This window comes from Methylobacter luteus IMV-B-3098 (genome assembly GCF_000427625.1).
In the GTDB taxonomy this organism is placed as follows: domain Bacteria; phylum Pseudomonadota; class Gammaproteobacteria; order Methylococcales; family Methylomonadaceae; genus Methylobacter; species Methylobacter luteus.
The window spans coordinates 2,297,986-2,321,253 of the sequence record NZ_KE386569.1; the positions used below are offsets into that span (position 1 = coordinate 2,297,986).

At 55.6% G+C, this 23,268-nt stretch carries 17 protein-coding genes and 1 pseudogene; 5 read left to right on the top strand and 13 right to left on the bottom strand.

The window, feature by feature from the left end; all coding sequences use genetic code 11:
* Positions 1–286 precede the first annotated feature (286 nt).
* On the bottom strand, positions 287–1,027 hold the full coding sequence (locus METLU_RS0112485; RefSeq protein WP_027158505.1) for a TSUP family transporter: 741 nt from the start codon (positions 1,025–1,027) through the stop codon (positions 287–289).
* Positions 1,028–1,880: 853 nt separating this feature from the next.
* Here METLU_RS0112485 and METLU_RS25275 point away from each other — a divergent pair.
* The 5 genes from METLU_RS25275 to METLU_RS0112510 all read left to right on the top strand — a co-directional run bounded on the left by METLU_RS25275 (position 1,881) and on the right by METLU_RS0112510 (position 14,150).
* A complete protein-coding gene (locus METLU_RS25275) occupies positions 1,881–2,327 on the top strand; it encodes a hypothetical protein (RefSeq protein WP_051299900.1) in 447 nt (148 codons plus the stop codon).
* A gap of 282 nt (positions 2,328–2,609) precedes the next feature.
* Positions 2,610–5,828, top strand: coding sequence for a PAS domain-containing protein (locus METLU_RS26750; protein ID WP_051299901.1), 3,219 nt, complete (start codon positions 2,610–2,612; stop codon positions 5,826–5,828).
* 545 nt (positions 5,829–6,373) lie between these two features.
* Entirely contained in the window at positions 6,374–11,509 is a 5,136-nt protein-coding gene (locus tag METLU_RS0112500) for an AAA family ATPase (RefSeq protein WP_027158506.1), read from the top strand.
* 105 nt (positions 11,510–11,614) lie between these two features.
* On the top strand, positions 11,615–12,316 hold the full coding sequence (locus tag METLU_RS0112505; protein WP_027158507.1) for a response regulator: 702 nt from the start codon (positions 11,615–11,617) through the stop codon (positions 12,314–12,316).
* 16 nt (positions 12,317–12,332) lie between these two features.
* Complete coding sequence (locus METLU_RS0112510) at positions 12,333–14,150, top strand: hybrid sensor histidine kinase/response regulator (RefSeq protein WP_027158508.1); 1,818 nt, start codon at positions 12,333–12,335, stop codon at positions 14,148–14,150.
* 24 nt (positions 14,151–14,174) lie between these two features.
* Here METLU_RS0112510 and METLU_RS26755 read toward each other — a convergent pair.
* The 12 genes and pseudogenes from METLU_RS26755 to moxJ all read right to left on the bottom strand — a co-directional run.
* Positions 14,175–14,517 (bottom strand): annotated as a pseudogene (locus METLU_RS26755) (integrase core domain-containing protein); the annotation flags it as partial.
* A gap of 48 nt (positions 14,518–14,565) precedes the next feature.
* The gene (locus tag METLU_RS0112520) at positions 14,566–14,991 is read right to left on the bottom strand and encodes a hypothetical protein (RefSeq protein WP_027158509.1); all 426 of its coding nucleotides are present in this window, start codon (positions 14,989–14,991) and stop codon (positions 14,566–14,568) included.
* 2 nt (positions 14,992–14,993) lie between these two features.
* Positions 14,994–15,965 (bottom strand): vWA domain-containing protein, encoded by a 972-nt coding sequence (locus METLU_RS0112525; RefSeq protein ID WP_027158510.1) that lies wholly within the window; start codon positions 15,963–15,965, stop codon positions 14,994–14,996.
* A complete protein-coding gene (locus tag METLU_RS0112530) occupies positions 15,965–16,525 on the bottom strand; it encodes a hypothetical protein (RefSeq protein ID WP_027158511.1) in 561 nt (186 codons plus the stop codon). Before METLU_RS0112530 ends, METLU_RS0112525 begins: the two co-directional genes overlap by 1 nt.
* Positions 16,522–17,502 (bottom strand): vWA domain-containing protein, encoded by a 981-nt coding sequence (locus tag METLU_RS0112535; protein WP_027158512.1) that lies wholly within the window; start codon positions 17,500–17,502, stop codon positions 16,522–16,524. Before METLU_RS0112535 ends, METLU_RS0112530 begins: the two co-directional genes overlap by 4 nt.
* Positions 17,499–18,389 (bottom strand): hypothetical protein, encoded by an 891-nt coding sequence (locus tag METLU_RS0112540; RefSeq protein WP_027158513.1) that lies wholly within the window; start codon positions 18,387–18,389, stop codon positions 17,499–17,501. Before METLU_RS0112540 ends, METLU_RS0112535 begins: the two co-directional genes overlap by 4 nt.
* A complete protein-coding gene (locus tag METLU_RS0112545) occupies positions 18,386–19,240 on the bottom strand; it encodes a DUF58 domain-containing protein (RefSeq protein WP_027158514.1) in 855 nt (284 codons plus the stop codon). The genes METLU_RS0112540 and METLU_RS0112545 overlap by 4 nt, the downstream gene beginning before the upstream one ends.
* A gap of 5 nt (positions 19,241–19,245) precedes the next feature.
* Positions 19,246–19,875 carry a hypothetical protein gene (locus tag METLU_RS0112550; protein ID WP_027158515.1) on the bottom strand — a complete coding sequence of 210 codons (630 nt, stop codon included), beginning with the start codon at positions 19,873–19,875 and terminating at the stop codon, positions 19,246–19,248.
* Between the two features lie 242 nt (positions 19,876–20,117).
* Positions 20,118–21,134, bottom strand: a complete 1,017-nt coding sequence (locus tag METLU_RS0112555; protein WP_027158516.1) for an AAA family ATPase — start codon at positions 21,132–21,134, stop codon at positions 20,118–20,120.
* A 281-nt stretch (positions 21,135–21,415) separates the two neighbouring features.
* Positions 21,416–21,700: a methanol dehydrogenase [cytochrome c] subunit gene (locus METLU_RS0112565; protein ID WP_027158517.1), complete on the bottom strand. Its 285-nt coding sequence runs from the start codon at positions 21,698–21,700 to the stop codon at positions 21,416–21,418.
* Between the two features lie 199 nt (positions 21,701–21,899).
* A complete protein-coding gene (moxG, locus tag METLU_RS0112570; protein ID WP_027158518.1) occupies positions 21,900–22,376 on the bottom strand; it encodes a cytochrome c(L), periplasmic in 477 nt (158 codons plus the stop codon).
* A 7-nt stretch (positions 22,377–22,383) separates the two neighbouring features.
* On the bottom strand, positions 22,384–23,238 hold the full coding sequence (gene moxJ, locus METLU_RS0112575; RefSeq protein WP_027158519.1) for a methanol oxidation system protein MoxJ: 855 nt from the start codon (positions 23,236–23,238) through the stop codon (positions 22,384–22,386).
* Between the last annotated feature and the right edge of the window lie 30 nt (positions 23,239–23,268).

The following is a 23,268-nucleotide window of genomic DNA, read 5'->3' on the forward strand; positions in this document are numbered from 1 at the left end:
CGCCCGGGCAAGTACAGCTTATCAGGGACAAGTAATGGTGCAAGGCGGTGGATCGGAGCTTTCTTTTTTCCGCTTTCGGCTGCCACTTTTTCACTCAATTGAAAATGAACCGTTAATGAAAAAACGATGTGATGGACATTGCTGCCGTTCAGTCTTGATGCTAAGGATCGAGCATAAAATAACTTCCTCAAGCGTGCGGATGATTTTCTGATATAGGTGCGAATTTATTCGCACCTACAATTCCCTGATTTATTCAATGCTCATTACTAAGTAAACAGCCACTGTTTCACATCCGCAAATGCCATAGTCCTAAAGCACTGACAATGACCAGGCCGCCGCCAATCCATCGTTTAAATAGCGAATCATTGCGCATGATGGCGTTATGCGCCTTCAGACCCAGCATATGTCCAACCGCGGCAATCGGTATCAGCGCCAGCGCGGCCAGAAAATGCAAGTCAACCGATAAAGCAATGAACGTCGTCATTTTGATGCTGACCAGGATAAACCACAACACGAACAAGGTGTCGCGCAATTGATCCTTGCTGACATAACGCATGTATACGGCGACCATCAAGGGCGCTCCGCTCAAGGATGTGCCGGCGACATAGCCTCCCAAAACCAGCAGTACCTTATCTACCCACTTTTTGCGGCTTTCAATGGCGCGGTTGAATAACCACGTCAAACCATAAAACAAAGTGATTGAATAAATGAACACATTCAACCACAGGGTCGGCAGATTCACTAAACCAAATACGCCGATGACCGCCGGGGGAATAACGTAAATCGAAGACCACCGTAAATACCGCCAATCAACATTATGCAAGCGGGTACGCAATGTCAGGCCGGAAAAAAACAGTAAATGCGTACCGATAAGGGGCAGCCACAAGAGCGGATCGTTGTGTACGAACAGCATCAGCGGCAAACCCAGCGCGGCGCCGCCAAAGCCAAGACCCGTCCGTACAAAGCCGGTCCAGACGAACAATAAGGCAATGACCAGCGTTTGGCCAAGCGAGAAATCGAGTAACATAGTCAAAAAATTCCAAAACCGCTTCCAACAATTATCAATTTTCAGTGTCCGCTTTTATCAGTCTTTTGTCTGTGAGCAATATTCATCGCTTTCCTCTGTAGCGGGTAACCGGGTAGATTAGCATTCGCTTGTCGACATCAACAGCATTTTCGCCGATCAATCATATTATTTGATTGGCTGATGAAATTGTATCTTCCATAAGTGCCGCAGTTTCTACCCTGGTCATGCCTCTTTCCGTCAGGATAATCTTCTTTCCCTGTGGCGCATGACTATAGGTGCTAGAATAACCGGAAATCCCATGTGCCCGGTATGAACCGAACATGTCCAATCCATCATTACACCGGGCCTGCGCCAAAAACCGCGCCAATCGATTAATTCAGCCGGTATCTCTTCTTAACTGATGTTACGCAGACAATTTGCCCATACGTCAAGCGCCTGTAGTACCCGGGAGCGGCAAACGGCATAAAAAGCTACCCGTGCGTAACATCAGTTCTTAAAAATAAGTGAATGACCGGAGTGATTCGAGTTCGGTCTTTCGCGAATGACGCAGTTCAGTCAGAAGCCAACAGTCGGATTAGCTCCATTACTTCATAATCCCTGGAAACCTATATCGCGCCAGTCTGGATAATATACCGCTAATAATTTGATTTTTAATTAAAAATAGATTGGTTTTTAATCATAAATAAATTGGTTTTTGATGAACATTCTATGGTTATTGAAGAGTTAGAGATGATAACTTTATAACTTAGGACTTACGCAGAATCCTAGATTAATAAGGATATTTGAACGCGCTGATGCCGTTATTGAATCCCTGCACAAAGTCTATGACTGCCCGCTCACGGCTAATCGCCAAGTGGATGATTCCGGTGGTGCGCGGCCTTATCGGCGTAGCGATGCGTCAGGCTGGCGCCCGACGGAGTTCGGACAGGGCAAGACCATCAAGAACAAGAGCTTTCCCAAAGACCACAAGGTGCGTTTGTTCCGGGTTGAGCTGTCCATCCGCCGCACGGTTCGGGCCGTGACCGATGACCGCCCCGGATCGCCACGACGACAGCACAAGAGGCGTGCCGCTTTCGCTGGAAGCTGCGAAAACAAACATCTGGCCGGGCTTGAGCGCGGTCAGCGGCGCACGATGCGTATTCAGCGCAATCATATCGCCTGCGCTTTGCTGGCCTGGGGCCGGCTCAAGGAACTCGCCCGATCAGCTGGTCGTACCGTCCATCAGCTAAAACAGGGCTTAATGGAAGACTTCCTGATTCAACAACTCAGAAAGCCTTCCCTGACTATGCGCCTTGCGTAAATCCTAACCTATGTAATTTCACCTATATTCAGAATAGTGGAACTAGTGCCATGATAGCTACAGCCAATAGGCGCTCACCTAAGCATGGACATGAGGCTGGTGCAATATGGCGGCTACTGTGACTTTGGAATATTTTAAGCGGCCCGTTATTTTTGAGCCGATCATAGGACGTTGATTGTGAAAATATTATCAAGCCTTGCGACAGATGCTGCCGCTACTCTATTTTCTGGCCAACCGTATCACTTTTCAGCACTTCAGCCTGATAATGCGTGCGCACTCCCTATGAAGCGCTGGATCAGGCTATTGGCACTGCCACTGGCTTGGGCCATCCTGAGCTTTCCCGGTTTCGTGAACGCGGAACAACAATCGCCCTTAAGCGTTGGATCGAGTATCGGCTTTCCGCCTTATGCCGATATTGATGATCGGAGCCAAGCGATCGGTTTTACCGTTGAACTGTTCACTGCGGTTTCCGCCGTGATGGATATTCCTGTCACCTTTCAGCCAGACCGCTGGGGCACGGTCTGGCAAAAACTCAAGACGGGCGAGATAGATGCGCTGCCAATAGTGGCGCGCATGCTGGAACGCGAAGACCAAGTGGAATTCACTGAACCGCACACGATCGCCCATGACAGTTTCTTCGTCCGCAAAGGGCGTGATCCTATAAAATTTATTGAGCAGGCCCGTACCCTGAGTATCATCGTGCTGCGCTCGGACGTTTCTCACGAGGCGCTTGCCAGCCGCGGTTTCAATCAGCAACTGGTGCTCGTCGACAGTCTGACTGACGGCTTTCGCCTGCTGGCTTCAGGCCACTATGACGCAGTGCTGGCGCCGTTGCTACAGGGCAACGCGCTGGTGCATAACATCGGCCTGGAGAAAATCGTCACGCCCGGCCCACTGCTCAAGGAATACCGGCGGGAGTTCTGCTTCGCCGTACGCAAAGGCGACACCGAACTGCGCGATCGCCTCAATCAGGGCCTGGCCATCGTCAAAGCCAGCGGCGAATATGACCGGCTCTACAGAAAGTGGCTGAGCATCTATGAGACGCCGTCTTTTCCGGTTAAATATGTGGTCCGGGGCGCATTAGCCGCCGCCGGCCTATTGACTTTGTTAGGTCTGTGGACCTGGCAGCTTCGTCGTCAGGTGGAACTGCGCACGGATGAACTGGCCCAGGCCTACACGGCCGTGCAGGCGGAACGTCAGCGCCTGCATGATGTGCTGCAAGCGCTGCCGGTCTATGTGATATTGCTGTCGCAGGATTACCAGGTAACCTTCGCCAACCGCTTCTTCGCGCAGCGCTACGGCAAGTCCCTTGGGCGGTCCTGTTATAACTATCTGTTCAACCGCAACAAGCCATGCGCCGAATGTGAAACCTTCAAGGTATTTGAAACCCATACACCGCAGGAATGGCAATGGACCGGCCCGGACGACCACGACTACGAGATTCACGACTTCCCCTTCACGGACACCGACGGCTCACCGATGATCATGGAAGTGGGCATCGACATCACTGAAATGAAGCGGGCCAAACAGGCGCTACGCGAAGCCAATGCGTCACTGGAGCAACGCGTGGCCGAGCGTACGACCGAACTGGAGGCGGCGCGACATGAAGCGGAGGAAGCGCGTGATCTGCTCCAGATTACTATGGATAACGCACCGGCACTGATGTCTTATATTGATAGGGAATGTCGATACCTTCGTGTCAATAAGAACTACGAACTGTGGTTCGGCTATACTCCTGAACAGGTGTGTGGACATCATATGCGTGACGTTATCGGTGAGCCGGCCTGGCAAACCCTCGGCCCTTACCTGGAAAGGGTCCTGGCCGGAGAACAGGTCGAATTCGAACATCAAGTACCCTTTTCCAAAGGCGGTCCACGCTGGGTTCACGCAACGTACTCCCCGGACGTCGACGCCGATGGCCAAGTGCGGGGATTCGTGGTGCATGAGTTCGATATCAGCGAACGCAAAGAGGCTGAGGAGGCGCTGGTCAAGGCTCATGCGCTCCTCGACGGGTTATTGGCACAGGCTCCCGTCGGCTTTGCCTACCTGGACCGCGAGTTGCGCCATCTTCTTATCAACGACAAGCTCGCGGCTCTCAATGGCCTTCCGGCCGCCGCCCATATCGGTCAACGCATCCACGACATCGTACCGCCGTTGCTACTGCCTGTTGTGGAAAAAGCTGTTGACCGGATGCTAATGACAGGAAAGCCTGTGAAAAACCACGAGATCAGCGGCGAAACTCCCTCAATGCCCGGCGTAAGGCGCTACTGGAACGCAAACTGGTATCCTTTGTATGATAATGCTGCAGAGATCACCGGTTTCGGCGTCATAGTCGAGGAGATCACTGAGCGTAAGCAAGCTGAAGAGGCATTGCACGAAGCGGACCGCCGCAAGGATGAATTTCTGGCCATGCTCGCGCATGAACTGCGCAATCCGCTGGCGCCGATCAGCAACGCCGTGCAAATCATGAAACGGCCCAATCTGGACGAAACACGGCTGGCCTGGTGCCGCGATGTCATCGGTCGCCAGGTCGAACACCTGGTCCGGCTGGTCGACGACCTGCTGGATGTCTCGCGCATCAGCCGCGGCAAGATCGAGCTCAAGAAGGAGCCTCTCGCGGTGTCGACTATCGTGCAGCGGGCGGTGGAAACCAGCCAGCCGCTGATCGATGTCAGCCGCCATGAATTTTCCGTACACCTGCCGCCTGAACCGGTCTATGTCGAAGGCGATCTGGTCCGGCTGTCGCAAGTCGTCTCGAACCTGCTCAACAATGCCGCCAAGTATACCGATGCAGGTGGCTGTATCAGTCTGAGCGTTGAACCGGCAGACGACGAGATCTTCATCCGGGTCCGCGACAACGGCCGGGGCATCGAGTCTTCCGCACTGTCCAGTCTATTTCAACTGTTCTATCAAGTGGACCGCACCATCGACCGCGCGGAAGGCGGTTTGGGCATTGGCCTCTCGCTGGTCAAAAGCCTAGTGACGATGCACGGCGGCGAGGTCGGGGCCTACAGCGAAGGCCGCGGCCAAGGCAGTGAATTTGTCATCCGCCTGCCCTGCCTGCGGGAATCACCAGCCGCTCCTGTTTCCTATCCGGCAGATTCGAAGCCGGATGAAGGTTCGCTCCGCATTCTGGTGGTCGACGATAACCGCGATGCCGCCCAGAGCCTGTCCCTGTTGCTGAACAGCGAAGGGCACGAAGTATTGCAGGCCAATGATGGCTATACGGCCCTGGAAACCGCACTGGCTGAACGGCCGCAGGTCGTGCTGCTCGATATCGGCCTGCCCGGTATGGATGGCTACGCGGTTGCGCGGGCGCTCAGGCAACATCCCGCATTGAAAATGACGCATCTGATCGCCCTGAGCGGATACGGAAGGGCGATGGATCGAGAACAGGCGAAGACAGCCGGATTCAACGATTATCTGACCAAACCGGTCAACTTTGACGAACTACTGTGTGCCCTGGCCCAGCCATCATTTCCCGACCAGATACCAATCTAAGCCCGTATCGCCGCCGATACCCGTCGGCAAGCGAACCGTAAGGAACGCCGATGGCAGTGCGGGTAGAGGAATAAGGAAAAAGCAAAGGTCATCCTGTAACCGGGTGAAAATCGGGTATCGAAAAACGCCTTTGTAGAGACTTGAGCCGTGTGCAGGGACTTGCGCGCACGGCGAGGAAATGGCGCATTGATACGCCATCTCTACCCGACTGTTTACAGTCTGGAGCGCCATTTGGATGCAGCCATCCATACATCAGGTTAACAAGCGGAATATCGTGCAATATTAAATTCAGCATGAGTTTGGTAGGTATTTGTACTTATTTTTTTATTTTACTTTCAGCCTTACTATTAAGACTTTTCCTTTCAGCCCTAATAACCTTAATAGCTATATAAAAATTATTCTCCCGTAATGAAATTATTGACGTACTTGAATCCGCTGGACATCGGATGACTATTTCGCGAAGCATGGCGAGCTTCCTATAGAGATTGGGCACAAAACAGTGCTCAAAATTCAATCGCGCCAATACACGCGACTTACAATAGCAAATGATTGATATAGCGATAACAAAAAATCAACCGCAGGGCGCGTCCAAACTGGGTAACTACATCGTCACCGAAAAGCTAGGAGAAAGCTTGCAGGCCGTGGTATTCAAAGGCTACCACAGACACGTCCCCGACCAGCCCCTGATCATCAAACTGCTGAAACAGCTGTCGAGCTGGGAGGATCAATCCCGACACCTGCGCCAGAAAATTGAACGCCTGAAAGTGCTGCACGATCCGCGGGTTTCCACGCCGATTGCGCTGGAATCATACGGCAACCAGCAGTTTATCGTTCAGCCCTGGTTTGCCGGACAACCGCTGAACTATTGGGCAAAACAGCAAGATAAACTCGATCTCAAGGATTTTTTTACGCTGGCCTGTACACTGGCCGATACGCTCCAGGCGGTGCACGATGCCGGCATTACCCACGGCGGCGTCAAGCCTCACAATATATTGGTCCAGCCAGGGACGCTAACCCTGCGGCTGACCGATTTCATCACGCCTCTCGACATTCGTGACGTCAGCCATTTTATCTACGACCCGGAGTTCGTACGCCATACTTTGGCCTACACCTCGCCGGAACAGACCGGCCGCATCAACTATAGAGTAGATTTTTCCACCGATTTGTATTCATTAGGGATAATGTTTTATGAGCTGCTTACCGGTCAGCTGCCGTTTTTTTCCAGCGATCCGCTGGAACTGATTCACTCGCATCTGGCCGAGGAAACGCCTAAAGTCAATCAGCTCAAGCCGCAGATTCCCCAGGTCCTGGCCGATATTATCGCCAAACTCACCGTCAAGCAACCGGAGAAGCGTTACCAAAGCGCCTCGGGTTTGCTGGCCGACTTGACCCGCTGCAAACAGGAATACACCGACACCGGCAGCGTATCGGCATTTACGGTTGGCCAGCACGATCGTAGCCGCCGGGTCATCTTTATTTCGAAGATGGTGGGCCGTCAGGCCGAAAGTGAGCTGATACAGCAGCAATACAACGAGGTCATCGAGGGCAAATTTCGCTCGGTATTTATTTCCGGCCTGTCCGGCATCGGCAAAACCCGGCTGATTCAGGAACTGCAGAAACCACTGGTCAAAAATCGCGGCTATTTCACTTCCGGCAAATTCGACCAATACCAGAAAAACATCCCTTACAGTTCGCTGATCCAGGCCTTGCGCAATCTGATACGCATCTTTTTGACTGAAAGCGACGTGCAGGTTCAGGCGTGGCGAAGGAAAATACTCGATGTCGTCGGTGACGACGGCGGCGTCATCGTCGATGTACTGCCGGAACTGGAATTCATCATCGGCCGTCAGCCGGAAGTGCCGCATCTGCCGCCAGTGGAAGCCCGCAACCGTTTCAACAATTTGTTCGGCCGCTTTCTGGCCTGTCTGGCCAGCGAGGATAATCCGCTGGTGCTGTTTATCGACGACCTGCAATGGTGCGACAGCGCAACCTTCGATTTCCTGCAAAACCTGTTCGATAACCATCATGAGCACCCTTTCCTTTTTTTCATGGGCGCCTATCGGCACAACGAAGTCGACAGCAGCCATCCGCTCAGCAAGCTGATCCGCAAGATTCAGGAAAACCACAGCCCGTTCGCGGAAATTCGCGTAGAGGCCTTAACCGACGCCGACTGCCACGAGATGGTGGCCTACATTCTCAATTCCTCGCTGGAAACCACGGCCAATCTGGCGGAATTTATCGCCCACCTCACCGAAGGCAACCCGCTGTTCGTCAGCGAAAGTCTGGCCTGGCTGTATAACGAGGATTTGCTCAATACCGATGCCGAACAGCACTGGCATTGGGACATGAAGCGGATTCGCGACACGCGGATGCCGACCTCGGTGGTGGAACTGTTCAGCTCCAAAGTGAGCAAGCTGCCCATCAAAACCCTGCATATCCTCGACCACTGCGCCTGCATGGGCAACCGTTTCAGCGCCGAAGATGTGGCGCTGGTACTGGATATCCGTATCGAACAGCTGTTTGAGGATTTGAAGCCGGTACTGAATCTGGGCATGCTGCTGGAAAACAAATCCGATCTGCAGTTCGTTCACGACCGGGTTCAGGAAGCGGTACTGCGCCAGGTCGACGCCCAGGCCAAGCCCGCTATCCACTGGCGCATCGGCAACCGTCTGCTGCAAGCGGTACCGGCAGGAACCCCTCTTGAAGCCCTTGACAACCTGTTTACCATTGCCGCCCACCTTAATCTCGGTCGTCCGGCGGACATGGATCCTGATCTGGCCTATCGGCTGGTCAATATCAACTTCCAGGCCGGCAACAAGGCGCTGGATGCATTGGCCGGCGATGCCGCCAACGATTTTTTCCAGAAAGCTCACGACTATCTGCCGGACAACTGCTGGCAGCAGGCTTACGATCTGACATTTCGCATTTACCAGCGTCTGGCCAAGACTGAGCTGATGTGCGGCCGTTACGAAAAATCGGAAGTGCTGATCAATTATCTGATCGAACACGCCGTCAGCGACCTGGACAAGGCCGAAGCCCTGGCGGAACAGACCACGTCGCTGTCTTCATTCGGCAATTTCAACAAGGCGATAGCTACCGCCAACCGCGGCCTGGCCTATTTTGACAAGCCAATTCCCGAGCAGCCCGAGGTAGCCCAACAGCGGATGCTGACCTTAATGGCGGATATCGAACAACAGAGCGATGTCTGGACGACCATTCTGCACATGCCTTTTACCCAGGACCGCAAAAGCAAGATCGAACTGGCGTTTTACAGCGAGCTGATCCCCGATCTCTATATGTCCGGCCTGGTGCCGCAACTGTACCTGTCAGCGGCGCAATCAACGCTGCATTGTCTGCAGGGCGGCATGGACGAATCGGTGATTTATTCGTTTTCGATCATGGGCCTCAATCTCGGCGAACAGGGCAAGTTCGAACAGGCATTCCTTTACCAGGATCTGGCCCACGACCTGTGCGAAAAACACCCCAATACCTTCGGCGCCACCCGCGGCATGAACGGCATTGTCTGGTGCAACATGCACTCGCGCAGCCATCCGGCCGAGATCGTCGATTACAGTCACAAAGCCATACAGTGCGGCAAGAACTGCGGCGATTTGTATAACGCAGGCCTGTCCTACGGACCGTTGATGTGGAATTTGCAGGTACAAGGCAAAAACCTGCGCCTGGTTGAAGAAGCCGCCGAGGAATGCCTGCATTTTTCCCGCAAGAACCAGCTGTCATTCTCGGTCGGCCTTGCCGAAGCCGTGCTGGCCGGCTGGGTGGCGCCGATGAAACCCGACTACCAGCCGGTGGATATGACCGATACGCTGGCGCGATGGGAAACCGACAATTATGTCGCCGCTTCCGGCAGTTATTTTGCGCTGCTGGGTTTCGCGCAGCATTATCTGGGCGATTACGCGGCGGCGGCAGTGTCCTTGCAAACGGTGGAACGCTATCTGCACGGCCTGACCGATAACGTGCTGAAGCGTCTCTGGTATGTCTTCCGTATAGTCAATCGCCTGCGCTGGCCGGAGGATGCCGACTGGCCGGCGCTTGAAGCGGAAATCGCGCCGCTGCTGGCAGAGTTGGAAACCTGGGCCCGTCTCGGACCGCTGCTGAAGCCCTTTCTGGCCTTTGTTCATGCTGAGATCGCCCGTGCCCGAAACCAGATGCGCGAAGCGCGCAACTTGTATCTGGATGCCATCGCGATCGCCCAGGCACAAAACTACGGGCTGCTCACCGGTCATTTATACGAAGCCTTGGCCGAGGTGATGACAGCCGGCAATCTCGGCGATGCCGAACTTTATTACGACGCGGCACGGCGCATGTACCGGATGTGCCGCGCCGACCGCAAAAGCGCATTATTGCAGCAACGTCACCCTTATATCGACCATGACAACGCAACCCGCGCCGAAAAAAACGTTGCCTTTGACGTGCAGGCTACTCTGCCGAATCTCGACTTCAATTATCTGATAAAATCGGCGCTGGCCCTGTCGGCGGAAGTCGATCTGAATCGGCTCATGCAAAAAATCATGACCGTAGTGCTGGAAAGCTCGGGGGCTCAGCACGGCTACCTGCTAATCAAAGATAAGGATGAACTGCTGATCGCCGCGGAAAGCCATGTCGGCAAAAAACACATCGTTAATCGCCAGCATCTCAGTCTTAACCAGACCCACAGCGACATCAGCCACGCCATCGTCAATTACGTGCTGCGCACGCGTAAAAAAGTGCTGCTGCACGATGCGATGACCGAAGGCGAGTTTCAGGATACTCCGGAAGTGCAAGCGCAAAGGCTACGTTCGGTACTGTGCCTGCCGATCATCAAGCAAAACGAACTCATCGGCCTGCTCTACCTGGAAAATCGGCTGTCGACTGGTGTATTTACCGCCGAAAAAACCGATATGACCGAACTATTGACCGCCCAGGCTGCAATTTCCCTGGAAAACGCCCGCCTCCTGGAGCAAACCCGGCTGGCCTATACAAAACTGCAGGAGAATCAGGAGCACATGCTGCAGATGGAAAAACTCTCGGCACTGGGGACGCTGGTCGGCGGCGTGGCGCATGAGATCAATAATCCGCTGATGGGCGTGATGAACTTTGTCGAATTCGCCGCGGACAGAAGCCCCGATCAAAAATCAAAGGAAGTGCTCGATCAGGCGCTGCAGCAAATTCACCGCATCAAGAAGATTGTCAGCAACATGCTGGTGTTTGTTCACAACAGATCGACACCAAGCGGCAAGTGTCAGATGGTAGAAGTGATCAGGCAAAGTCTGCTGCTGCTGGAAGGCGAATTGAGCAAAAATAACATAAAGGTTGAGCTTGATGCCGCCGACAATCTGCCGGCCATCCACTGTTGCGCCGACAGTCTGCAGCAGATTCTGGTCAATCTGATCATTAATGCCCGCGACGCGCTAGCCGGCAGCCAGCAACCACAAATCAAAATCATAGTCAGGCCCATGGAGAGGATGCTGGAATTGAGCGTAGCCGATAACGGTTCCGGCATTCCGCAAGATGTGCAAAGCAAAATTTTTGATCCATTTTTTACTACCAAGCCCCCCGGAAAAGGTACCGGCCTGGGCTTGTCAGTCATCCGCCGTCTGGTTCAGGATATCGGAGGCAGTATACAGGTGGAGAGTTTGCATGGACACGGCTGCTGCATGCGGCTACGATTCCCCCATGTTTGAGTATTCAAACCCCAATAGACACGACTTGGAACGACTCTGCTGTTTGCGGCTAAGTTTCCCCCCGTGTTTGAGCATTTAAAACCCAATACACAAAAAAGACGATATATGGTAAGTAAAATTCTGGTAATAGACGACGATCCTGCGGTGCGCGGCGCCTTCAGACTGATCCTGGAAAATGACAACTTCTCGGTTCGCGAAGCCGAGAACGGATTGCAAGGCATCGAAATGACCCTTGCCGAACGTCCCGATTTGATTTTTCTTGATCTGCGCATGCCCGGCATTGATGGAGTGGAAACCTTGCGCCGTCTGAAAGCCATTGATGAAGCGCTGAACATTTATATCGTCACCGCCTTTGCCTCCGAATACATGGAGCAACTGAAGGACATACATGAGGAAGGCTTTCAGTTCGAACTGGCCAGCAAGCCGCTGTCTTCCGAACAAATTCGCAATATCGCCCAGATTGCCCGTAATGCCTCTCCTCAGCAAGTACGGCGCGCAACGCAGCATAAACTGGTTCTAACCCTGTACGTGGTATCGTTGAACAACGAAACCCGCCGTATGGTCGAGCAGATTACCGTTGCGCTCGCCAAACTTTACGACCCCGGACAGTGGGTTTTGGACGTCGTCGAAGTATTGGGCATGCCGGAAAAAGCGCTGGAAAAAGACGTGTTTGCGACGCCGATGCTGGTGCGCGATGTGCCGGAACCCGTGCTGAAACTGCTCGGCGATCTGTCGCGGGTACCTTCAATCATTGCAGCCATTACTACCGAAGCTAAAGGAATCGGCGTACAAACCATCATCGTTTAAGCAAACTTATCGCACTATGGCAGCCCCTTCCTCCAAGCTTGACCTGATTCTCGACACCATCACTGATGGTGTTTTGGTTGTAAACACCCAAGGTGTCGTGCTCTATGCCAACCAGGCTGCCGAAGTCTTGCTGGCACGCAGTCCGATAATAGGTCAATCATTGGCGATTCCACTCAATCCTGATAAAAACAGCCATCAGGATATTAATCTGATCCGCCCGAACGGACTCGCCTGGGCAGAAATGCGTTCCTCGCCGCTGGAATGGGATGGACAACCCGGCTACGTCATCGCCCTACGCGATATTACCGAACGCAAGCACATGGAGCTGGAACGGCAAAAATTCGTTTCACTGGCCGAAAACAGCATGGAATTCATCGGCATGTGCGACATGAATTTCAATCCATTCTACATCAATGAAGCCGGCATGCGCCTGATCGGCCTCGACAACATGGAACAATGCGTCCAAACGCCAATCCAGGCGTTTTTTTTTCCTGAAGACCAGCGATTCATCCTTGATGAATTCTTCCCGCGCGTTGTGCGCGAGGGCCACGCTGATGTAGAAATCAGGTTCCGCCACTTCAAGACCGGCGCCCCCATCTGGATGATCTACAACGTGTTCTTCATCAAAGACAATACCGGCGAGCCAGTTGGTATCGCCACTGTGAGCCGTGATATCTCCGAGCGCAAGCAGGCCGAAGCGGCCTTGCGCGAAGCCGATCAACGCAAGGATGAATTCCTTGCCATGCTGGCCCACGAACTGCGCAATCCGCTGGCGCCGATCAGCAACGCCGTGCAAATCATGAAGCGCTCCAGCCTGGACGAAACGCGACAGGCCTGGTGTTACAACGTCATCGGTCGCCAGGTCGAACACCTGGTCCGGCTGGTCGATGACCTGCTGGATGTCTCGCGCATCAGCCGCGGCAAGATCGAACTCAAGAAGGAGCCTCTCGCGGTAGCGGCTATCGTGCAGCGGGCGGTGGAAACCAGTCAGCCGCTGATCGAGGCTCGCCGTCATGCATTCACCGTACACCTGCCGCCTGAACCTGTCTATGTCGAAGGCGACCTGGTCCGGCTGTCGCAAGTCGTCTCGAACCTGCTCAACAATGCCGCCAAGTATACCGACGCAGGTGGCTGCATCAGTCTGAGCGTTGAACAAGCGGACAATAAGGTCTTCATCCGGGTCCGCGACAACGGCCGGGGCATCGATCCTTCGGCATTACCTGGCCTGTTTCAACTGTTCTATCAAGTGGACCGCACCATCGACCGCGCGGAAGGCGGTTTGGGCATTGGCCTCTCGCTGGTCAAAAGCCTGGTGACGATGCACGGCGGCGAGGTTGGGGCCTACAGCGAAGGTCGCGGCCAAGGCAGCGAATTTGTCATCCGTCTGCCCTGCCTGCGGGAATCATTGGTTTGCCCGGTTCTCTATCCGGCAGATTCGAAGCCGGATGAAGGTTCGCTCCGCATTCTGGTGGTCGACGATAACCGCGATGCCGCCCAGAGTCTGTCCCTGTTGCTGAGCAGCGAAGGGCACGAGGTATTGCTGGCTTACGATGGCTATACGGCCCTGGAAGCCGCGCTGGCTGAACGGCCGCAGGTCGTGCTGCTCGATATCGGTCTGCCCGGTATGGATGGCTACGCGGTTGCGCGGGCGCTCAGGCAACATCCCGCATTGAAAATGACGCATCTGATCGCCCTGAGCGGCTATGGGCGTCAAGTGGATTATGAACAGGCGAGAACAGCCGGATTCAACGGTTATTTGACCAAACCGGTCGATTTTGACGAACTACTGTGTGCCCTGACCCAGCCATCATTTCCCGACCGAATACCAGGTTAAGCCCGTCCTTGTGTCTCTAATGGATCAGGGCAAAATTGATCTTGCCCTGATTTTATAGACGCTCGACTCAGCGATTTTTTTTGTTTCAAAAGCTTCCGGGCTGAGATAGCCTAGTTGGGAGTGAAGCCTTTTGCGATGGTAATACACCTCAAACCAGTCGAACACTTGATGCTTAGCATCTGCTCGGGTTAGAAATCGCTCACCATGAACCGCTTCGACTTTGAAGCTATGGTTCCAGCTTTCCATGGCCGCATTATCGTAACAGGCCTTTTTTACTCATACTGCAAATCAATGGGTATTTTGAGATCAGTCGCCGGTAAGCGGCACAACAATACTAGCCGCCCCGGTCAGCATGAACGATCGCCTCTTTCGGCCTGTGGCGATAGCGCTCCGAATCGTCAGTTCGATTGAAATTTCATGGGTTTTTCTTTACCAGATCGGCACAGCCGATAGTGGCGTCCGATCCAGACTCAGCATAGCAGGCGCTGACATGATCCTTGCTCAGAATACGGCCATGATTATAGCCTTTGCTATCCGCGCCAACCCAGGTAAATGATGTGTTATCAGGATAAATAACCCCAAAAAAGTGTTTAGTCCCGGCCGAAAAAGTGAAGTGTCCTTTGAATATGCGCCCTTTCTGCTCGGAAATTTCGACCGTTTTAACCCAGCTTGAATGTCCCTTTTGTTCTGAATAAGTAGTGTTTTCTCCGGTCCAGACACCGACCAGATTGGGGATATCTTCTTTTTGCTGCTCTGAAAAACAGGCCGGACTGCCGATCAGGGTTGAGGCAAGCAGGATCATTCGTGGCGAAAACGTGAAGGTCTTTTTTAAGTTTTGCATAGTCAAACTCTGGTTATTGCTCTATGTAAGTATCGTTTAAACAGGCCGCCGTAAATCGGCAGCAGCAGCGCCAGCGCCGCGACGGCCGCTTTCCAGCGCACATCGGCGTCCACCGGTTTCTGTACGGCGAAATCGGGCGTTTGCAGGGCCTCGTTCAAGGCATCGATATCGGTCAGCCGGTGATAGCGCAGGCCTGCCTCCGACGCCAGCTGTTGCAGATACGGCTCGCGCAGGGAAGCCAGGTGTTCGCTGCCCGTCGCCGCCTCCCGGCCGAACGGCGCGTTGCGGGCGTCGTAGCCTTCGATTTTTTCGGGATTGAGGTTGGACTCGCCGAACGAGGAACGGTGCGGCACATCCTCGGCGCTGTAAAAGCCGGCAGGTTCGCCGTTGGCGTTGAATTTCGGGATGGGCACGGGCTGCAGGCCGCCGACGCCGAGAATCATGCCGTCCAGCTTGCCCTTGATAGCCGAAAAATCGCTGCGATAGCGCGGATTGACGGGCGGGGCTTCCTGTCCGTCCGTCACAAACACCACCCTGGAATCGTTGTTTTGCAGGATTTCCAGCGCGCTGAGCAGGCCGCCGGCGATCCGGCTGTCCGCCGCCCAGGCCATGCGCCAGTCCAGTTCGGCGATGGCCGCATCCAGCTCGGCGAAGCCCGAGCAGACTTCGATCGGCTCGAACATCAGGGTCGAGCGCCGCTCGGTAAACACGCCCAGGCCGACTTTCGACTGGCACGGCAGCTTCGGCAGCAATTCGCGCAGTGTCTGTTTGACATACTGCAGACGGCTGACGGAGCTGTCGTCCAGCCGGTAGTCCTGCGCGTTCATGCTGCGGGTAATATCGACGATGAAGGCCAGGTTATAGACCGGACGCTTCTGCCGCTCACGGGGATGCGCGAACAGCGCCAGCATGGCGGTCAGCGCCAGGACCAGGCACCAGAAGCGGTAATCCTTGTGCACGCCGGAAAAGCTCATCAAGGCAGGCCTCTGGGAAAGCCCGGCACGGTCGTCCACGGCTGCGATTTGCGGTTGTCGGGGCTGTCGTCCTTGATGGTCACCCGGTCCATTTCCGGCAGCAGGCGCATGGCGACCTCGAGGTTGTATTTGGCGTCCCAGAACCGGCTGTCCAGCGCCAGCGCCTGCCGGTAAGCCTGCTTCGCCAGCCCCGCCAGCGGCAGCGCTTCATTGAAATTTTTAGCTTCGGCCTGTTCAACCGCCTGCTCCAGATAGACGTTGCCGAGGTTGTAGCGAATTTTGGCCTGCAGCGCACGATCGCCCGCATCCATGATCAGGCTCAGCGTCGCCAGGGCCTCGTCGTAACGGTGCTTGCTCTTGAAGTAAACCGCTCTCGCCAGCCTGACTTCCGGTTTCGCGCCGACCAGTTTTTCGATATCGATATCATGGCCCGAAGCCAGTTGCTCCATCCAGGCGTTTTCCCGGTCGATCCGGTACAGCGCCCACAGTTCATAAAAAACGGCGAAGCTGCTCGCCATCAGCACGCCCCACAGCGCGGCGTTTCTCAAGGTTCTTGTCACCTTCTTACCTCACACAATTTCAAAGCCAGCAACGCCAGCATCAATCCGGCGGCCCACTGGTAACAGAGCGCCGACAAATCCTGTCTGGGGATGCGTTCGCGATAATGCCGGGGCAGGTGTTCCAGTCGGTCGATATCGGCGATGGCTTTCTGCATGGCGTCCGGGCTTTCCGCTTCATAAGCCTGATAGGGAATGTTCAGGCTGGTGAAAAACAGGTGCAGATAGCGCTCCGGCATGGCCTCGGCGTTGTCGTTGCGCGAGTCCGTCGGCAATTCGTAAATGCCGGGGCTGTTGGCCGTGCGCAGAAAAATCCAGTACAGGCGGATCTGCTGCTGCTTGAACCATTGCCGAAGCTGCAGTTCGCTGTCCGGATCGATGGCCGCGGCCCCGTCGGACACCAGCAGCACGATGCGCGAGCCGGTCAGCTCCCGGTTGTCGAAAAAGGACATGGCCATGGCCAGGCCCTTGCTGATATTGGTATAGGCGAGCGCGGGCGCGGCGGTAGCGTTGATGGCCGCCTGGATCGCCTGTTTGTTTTCCGTCAGCGGCAGCACAAACAGCGGCGAGGTGCTGTATTCGGCGATGCCGAGCATGTCGTGCGGGCGCCCGGCGACGAACTCGGTCAGCAGGCGCCGCGCCGCCGCGGCCTTGGATTCTTCCGCGCTATCCGGCGCCTTGCCGGCGAAGGTGTTGTCCATGCTGTTGCTGCGGTCCAGCAACAGGACGATGTTGGCGCCGTGGCCGATGCGTTCGATGCTTTGCTCGGTCCGGTGCAGGCCGGCCAGGCCCAGCACCAGCGCCGCGATCGTCGCCATGCCGAGTATGCGCAGCAAAGTGGTCAGCCCGGCGGAAACGGCATCGGGCGGCAGCATCGCCAGCCACGGATAAGGGCTGAGCCGCACCCCGTCATCGAACAGGGGCCACAGCATGAACAGCAGGCCCGCCAGGACCCACGGCGTTTCGACGGCAAAATTCATTTGCTGCCCCGTTCGATCTCGCGGCAGGTCGCGCAGAGCTTTCTGAGCCGGCCCAGAGCTTCCACGCCGGACTCGGCTTCGCCGGCGAAGAAATAGCGGTTGGAGCAGTTGAAGAACCATTCCAGCTGGTCGCCGAGTTGCCGGTATTGCGGATGCTGCCGGTAAAAGCCGGCCAGCTTGTGCTTGAACAGCGGCTGACGGTTCAGCGCGTTCAGGGCCTCATGGAACACCGTCAGGCCCTGCTCCAGTTCTTGACCCGACAGGCGCGCCAGTTTCCCGCCGGCGCGCTTGAAGATGCTGCGCCGCGGCAGCCCCGGCAGATAGCCGTACAGATAGGCCAGACCGCCCCCGCTAGCCAAGGCGATCAGGCCGGCGACGATCATGCCGAGCACCGGGCCGTCGGTCCGCAGTGCGGGCGGCATGGCGTCGGAACGCTTGTATTCGCCGGACTCATCCAGTCTTATAGCCAGCCCACGTAGGGGCGACAGGGTAAAAGGCCAGGCCGGCACGGCCTGTTCGGCGGTCTTGTCGCCTTGCCCGAGCACGAGATTGAAGCCCGGAATGGTCAGCATTTTGACTTCATTAGGGGCATAGAAGACCTGATAGGTCAGGTCGATCGTGTAACGGAAACCGCCGCCGGTCTTGCTTTCTTCGACCTTGATGTCATTGAGATTCAGCCAGCGGTTGAGCGCGCCCTGCCGGGGCAGGCTGCCGGCTTGCAGCTTGACTCCGTTGCGGGTTTCGACCCGGATGCGATGCTGAATCTCGTCTCCGATGACATACCCGAACGGGCGCGGCGCGAGCAGTTCGACCTCGCCGACAGACGATTTGTCCGAACAGCCGAGCAGCGACAGCGCCAGCAGGATGCCGGTCAATAGGGTTCTCATGCGGCCCTCTGTTGAAAATAATGATCGATGTGTTCGGCCTTGTAACGCCCGTCGATAAACAAAGGCTCGGCCCCGAAGGCGCGGAATGCCTGCTGCAGCTGCCGCCGGCGCTGCTCGAAGGCCCGGACGATTTTCTGCCGTAGCGCCGGACGCATGAATAGGGTGCGCATGGCGCCGTTTTCCATGTCCTGGTATCTGATCAGCCCCCAGGGCGGCAGATCGGCGTATTCGGCGCTGTCCCACAGCACCAGAGGAATCACGTCGTGCCGGTTGAGCGCATGCATCAGGCTCTGCAGCCTGTCAGCGCCGAAGTGGAAATCGGACAACAGAAACACCAGCGCCCGGCTCGCAGGCAGCAAGCGCGCCGTTTGCGGCAGACTTTCGCAGCCTTGTGCCAGAACATGATTTTCCAGATTTTTCGCCAGCGCCCGGATGCGCCCCATTTGCCGGCAGCCCGGCAGCAGCCAGCGCTGTTCCAGCTGTCGACCGCAGCCGATAAAACCGAAACTGTCGCCGTAACTGAAAGCCGAGCTGGCGGCCGACAATAGAAAATCGATCAGGATTTGTTGTTTGTTCAGGCTGCCGGAAAACGACATCGACGCGGACAGGTCGGCGATCAGGTAGACATCGAGCGTGCTTTTCTGCTGGTAGACGCGCACCTGATAGCTGCCGAACGGGTCCAGCACGCTGGCGCGCAGATCGATGCGCCGGGGGTCGGGCGCCGCGATCAGCGGTTCATGGCGTTTGAACAGCTGGCCGCTGCTGACCATCTGTCCCGGATGCGCGCCGGGAAAAACGCTGCCTGCGGGACTTGCCAGCCGGTAGCGGAAGGTTTCGGGAGCGGTTGACATGGCGTTTACTGCTGGCTCGCTATTAAATACATGACGGCGCCGGTGAAGACGGTGTAGGCGGGCAAGCTGTACTTGACGGGCCAATCCAGGATCAGTCCGACCAGCCCCGAATAGCTCCGGTCGTCGCGGTTGTAAATCCCCTCGCCGATCAGCCAGTACAGTGTATTTAATGTGCCGAGCGCGAGTATGGAGAAAAAGCCGATATCGTCGATCAGCAGCGATTTCGAGGCGAGCATGTGGTCCTTGTCGCTGAAGTGCAGGAAATGCGCGGTCCATATGCCGACAATCAGAGCGCCGATCTTGAACGCGATCAGACAGAAGGCCTGCGTGATGCGGCGCAGGTAATGGGAAACCTGAACGAGCGCGGGCAGCCGGCGCGCCAGAAAAACGACAGGCAACGCCATGCAGAACAGCAACAGGCCGGTGACGCCCAGCAACACCCAGAACCGGGTACTGACGGCCTCGTTAATGGCGCCCGTGTAATAGGCCGCGTAGGACGCTTCCGCCAGATGATCGAAGCCGTCGGCAATAAAAAAGCAGATAAAACTGACGCCGGCCCAGGTCAGGTATTGTTCGGCCAAATCGCCGAGATCCGTTTTGGGTTTGATTAAATCAAAGTATTTTTTAACGCTCATGGGTTGCTCATCTGAATAACTTATCGCTATCAAGGCGTAGGTGCGAATTCACTTGTGCCCTATAGGGTATTCGCACTACAAAAACAGTCATATTGCCCAGCATGCAAATGTCCCGGGTCGAATGAATTCGACCCTACAGAACTGTAGGGTACGCATTGCGTACCTTGCCGAGCGTTCCAATTGCCCAGCCGCAAAAGGTACGCAATGCGTACCCTACCTTTTCAACTCTGACATCCATTCAATCACGGTGCGGCAATCTGGTTAAGAATGCCGTTGATCAATTCGGGCATCAGTTCATCCTTCCGGTAGGCGTACATCGGGCTCAAAAAGATGCGATGCGCCATCGTGACCGGATAGACCGCCTGCAGGTCCTCGGGCAGCAAGGCATCGCGACCTTCCAGCCAGGCGCGGACCTTGGCGGCGCGGATGAAGTAGCTCATCCCGCGCGGACTGGCGCCGGCCTGCAGCAGCGCGCTCATGTCCACGTCGGTCAGTTCGATCCCGTAGTCCTGCGGGTAATGCGAGGCTTTCCACAACGCCAGGGCATAGGCGCGCAGTTTCGGCGTGCCCTGTATGTTCTCTTGCAGCATGACCGCCAGATCGTTGAGTTCGTAATAAGCGATGCCGCCGGTTTCCATGCCCGCAACAAGCCGGTCGACGTCATGGAAGCGCTGGTTGAACATCAGTTCATCCAGTACCGTGTCGTCCGTCGGCGTCGTCATGCCGATTTCAAACATGAAACGGTCTTTTGCGGCGGCCGGCAGTTCGAAGGTTTCCTCTTTCTCCACACGGTTGCGGTCGGCGAACACCTGCATGTGCGGAAATTCGTAATCGCGGTTGAAGGCGTTGATGCTGCGCTCCGCCATAGCCCGGAGCAGCAGCGAATGCACCTGCGGGCGGGCACGGTTGATTTCGTTGAAAAAGAAAGTCGCCAGCCGGCTGCCCTGCTTCAGCAACGGCCCCGGATCGACGCGCGGCTTGCCGGCTTCGTCCAGGTAGGTGTAGTAGACGAGATCGGCGGGCATCAGATCGATCGTGCCTTCGACGCGTTGGTAATCGCCGCCCAGGCCATGGGCAATGGCGCGCAGCAGCGTCGTCTTGCCGACGCCGACCTGGCCTTCCAGCAATACATGGCCGCGCGCGAACACGGCGAGGACGATATTGCGGATCACGGAGGGCTGGCCGATCACAATCCCGTTGATCTGTTGTTCGAACTGCAGCGCCTTGGCGCGCCAGTCGTTGAGCTGGTTGTCTGTCATGTTTGCTATAAAAAAACTCCGTTAAGGGGAGGTCTTAACGGAGCAAGTATGGTTTAAGTCTTTGGCTAAAATCAGCGCTTATGTAGGGGCGAATTCATTCGCCCAGGGCGATTAAAATCGCCCCTACACGCACTTGCCAAAATTCGGGGAAGTTATCCTCCACCGTATCCTTAGTCTTAAAAAAATGCATGAGAATTGAAGCCTGAGGCAAAGCCTATCGCTTCAGGCTTCGGTGCAGGACAAACATGAGAGGGGGCTCGTGCCTGTCCCTGTGGAAATCCTTAATTGATTTCCTCTACGTCATAAACAAACTTGCCGGTTTTGCTCAAATGCTCCCAGCGCTTTTCATTCCGGGCTTCCATTTCCTTAATGGACTGCGCTTGTTTATTCAGTTCGTTGGGATCGTGCTTCGGGTCATACTTGCTGCCCGCGACCTTTTCCGGATAGCCCGGCTTGGGCTCCCAGCACACGCCGGGCTCCTTGCAGTTGGTGCCGTCATAGGCCGATGCGGAAAATGACAGCGTGGCCATAAGACTTGCGAAGCCGAGTAAAAGTAATTTTTTCATTGTCGTGTCCTCGTTATTTAGTGCTTAGCTGAAAAGGTACGCAATGCGTACCCTACAGCACGTGTAGGCTGGGTTGGAGCTTTAGCGGAAACCCGGCATGGGCGGCTCCGAATGCTGGGTTTATCAACCCAGCCTACCCCGGTTAAAAGCGGCGGCGCCCGGCGCGGCAAACGGGATAGATAACGGAGATGCCGTAACGTCAGTCTTTCAACCATTTGGCTTTTTTCGGGTCACCTTTGTAGATATCCCGCAAAAAGGCCATGATATGCAGCATCTCATCGGTGCTGAAGTTGACGTATTGCGGTCCCATCATGCCGTTGGCGCCGCCGAACAGCAGTTCGAACAGGCCTTTGTCGGTGGCGTTGGCCGGATAGGTCCAGTAGTCGTCGGCCAGACCCGGTCCCAGCTTGCCTTCCGCTTCATGGCCGTGGCAGCCGGAGCAGCCCGTCATGTAGAGGCTTTTACCCTTCTCGATCGCTCCCTTGTCGCCGTTATAGGGGTTTTTGCCTTTCTGCATGAATTGCTTGAACGCATCGGTATTGCCGCCGGATTTGGCGACGCTCATGTCCAGCACTTCGCCGGTGATAGCATGGTTCAGCGTGATGTCCGCCTGAGCGCCGGCGCTCGACAAAGCCAGGGCCGCGAACGCGGCGGCTGTTAAATAGTTACATTTCATTTTGTTGTTAATCCTGTTTCTTCATGGCTAAAGCGGGTTCCGGTTCGGGCAGCAGGGGAATCCCTTCTGCTTCCAGAATCTGCCTTATATCCTGTTGTCGTTTTTCGATGACCTGATTCAGCTGCGCCAGCAGGGCCTCGTCACCTTTGCGCACGCCCATGGAGGTGCTGTAGTGAAAGCCTACTTTCTCGCCGTCGGCGCGCGCATTGTTGTCAGGGATCACCGTCACCTTGAGTGGTGCTGCCGATTCCTTGACATACCGTGCGCTGGCAGGCCCCCACAGCACGGCGACTTCGGCACGCCCCGCTGCCACCTCGGAGACCAGTTTGGCGTTATCGTACTTGACGTACTGGTTGCGCCTGGACTTGTAGCCGACCAGTTCCTGCTCGTAATTGAACATGTCGTTGTAGCGCCCGATGGCGCGCATCATGACCTCGGCCGGCGAACCCGGCACATAGGCGATGCGCTCAGCCTTGCGCAGGACTTCGCTGTCCCAGTTCTGCAAATCCAGATTGTCGTTCTGGCGCGTGATGAACACGTAGCCGGACCGGTAATAAGGCCGCGTGGTCAGGACGCGCGTATCGCCCGTATCCATGCCGATGGAAACATCGCAAAGCCCTTTGTCCAGGTAATCGCGCAGGTAGAAGCGCGGATCGGTCCAGGTCACGTATTCGACTTTCCGGCCCAGTTCCTCGCCGACCAGTTGCGCCAGCTTGTTCTCGAAGCCCTCCCCTTTTTTATTGGAGTACGGCATTTCATCTTCCGCGGCGCAGACTTTCAGCGGTTCCTGTGCATAAGCGCCGGAGACCGCAAGGCCCATCGCCAGGGAAAGAGCGGTTAAAATAGTTGCTTTGAATCGCATATTGTCCTCAGGGTAATGGCGGGCGGTTCA

Bases quoted from the DNA above. Each gene is read 5' to 3' on its own strand.
- METLU_RS0112485 (WP_027158505.1), bottom strand. From the start codon at position 1,027: ATGTTACTCGATTTCTCGCTTGGCCAAACGCTGGTCATTGCCTTATTG.
- METLU_RS26750 (WP_051299901.1), top strand. From the start codon at position 2,610: ATGAAGCGCTGGATCAGGCTATTGGCACTGCCACTGGCTTGGGCCATC.
- METLU_RS0112500 (WP_027158506.1), top strand. From the start codon at position 6,374: ATGATTGATATAGCGATAACAAAAAATCAACCGCAGGGCGCGTCCAAA.
- METLU_RS0112505 (WP_027158507.1), top strand. From the start codon at position 11,615: ATGGTAAGTAAAATTCTGGTAATAGACGACGATCCTGCGGTGCGCGGC.
- METLU_RS0112510 (WP_027158508.1), top strand. From the start codon at position 12,333: ATGGCAGCCCCTTCCTCCAAGCTTGACCTGATTCTCGACACCATCACT.
- METLU_RS0112520 (WP_027158509.1), bottom strand. From the start codon at position 14,991: ATGCAAAACTTAAAAAAGACCTTCACGTTTTCGCCACGAATGATCCTG.
- METLU_RS0112525 (WP_027158510.1), bottom strand. From the start codon at position 15,965: ATGAGCTTTTCCGGCGTGCACAAGGATTACCGCTTCTGGTGCCTGGTC.
- METLU_RS0112535 (WP_027158512.1), bottom strand. From the start codon at position 17,502: ATGAATTTTGCCGTCGAAACGCCGTGGGTCCTGGCGGGCCTGCTGTTC.
- METLU_RS0112540 (WP_027158513.1), bottom strand. From the start codon at position 18,389: ATGAGAACCCTATTGACCGGCATCCTGCTGGCGCTGTCGCTGCTCGGC.
- METLU_RS0112545 (WP_027158514.1), bottom strand. From the start codon at position 19,240: ATGTCAACCGCTCCCGAAACCTTCCGCTACCGGCTGGCAAGTCCCGCA.
- METLU_RS0112550 (WP_027158515.1), bottom strand. From the start codon at position 19,875: ATGAGCGTTAAAAAATACTTTGATTTAATCAAACCCAAAACGGATCTC.
- METLU_RS0112555 (WP_027158516.1), bottom strand. From the start codon at position 21,134: ATGACAGACAACCAGCTCAACGACTGGCGCGCCAAGGCGCTGCAGTTC.
- METLU_RS0112565 (WP_027158517.1), bottom strand. From the start codon at position 21,700: ATGAAAAAATTACTTTTACTCGGCTTCGCAAGTCTTATGGCCACGCTG.
- moxG (WP_027158518.1), bottom strand. From the start codon at position 22,376: ATGAAATGTAACTATTTAACAGCCGCCGCGTTCGCGGCCCTGGCTTTG.
- moxJ (WP_027158519.1), bottom strand. From the start codon at position 23,238: ATGCGATTCAAAGCAACTATTTTAACCGCTCTTTCCCTGGCGATGGGC.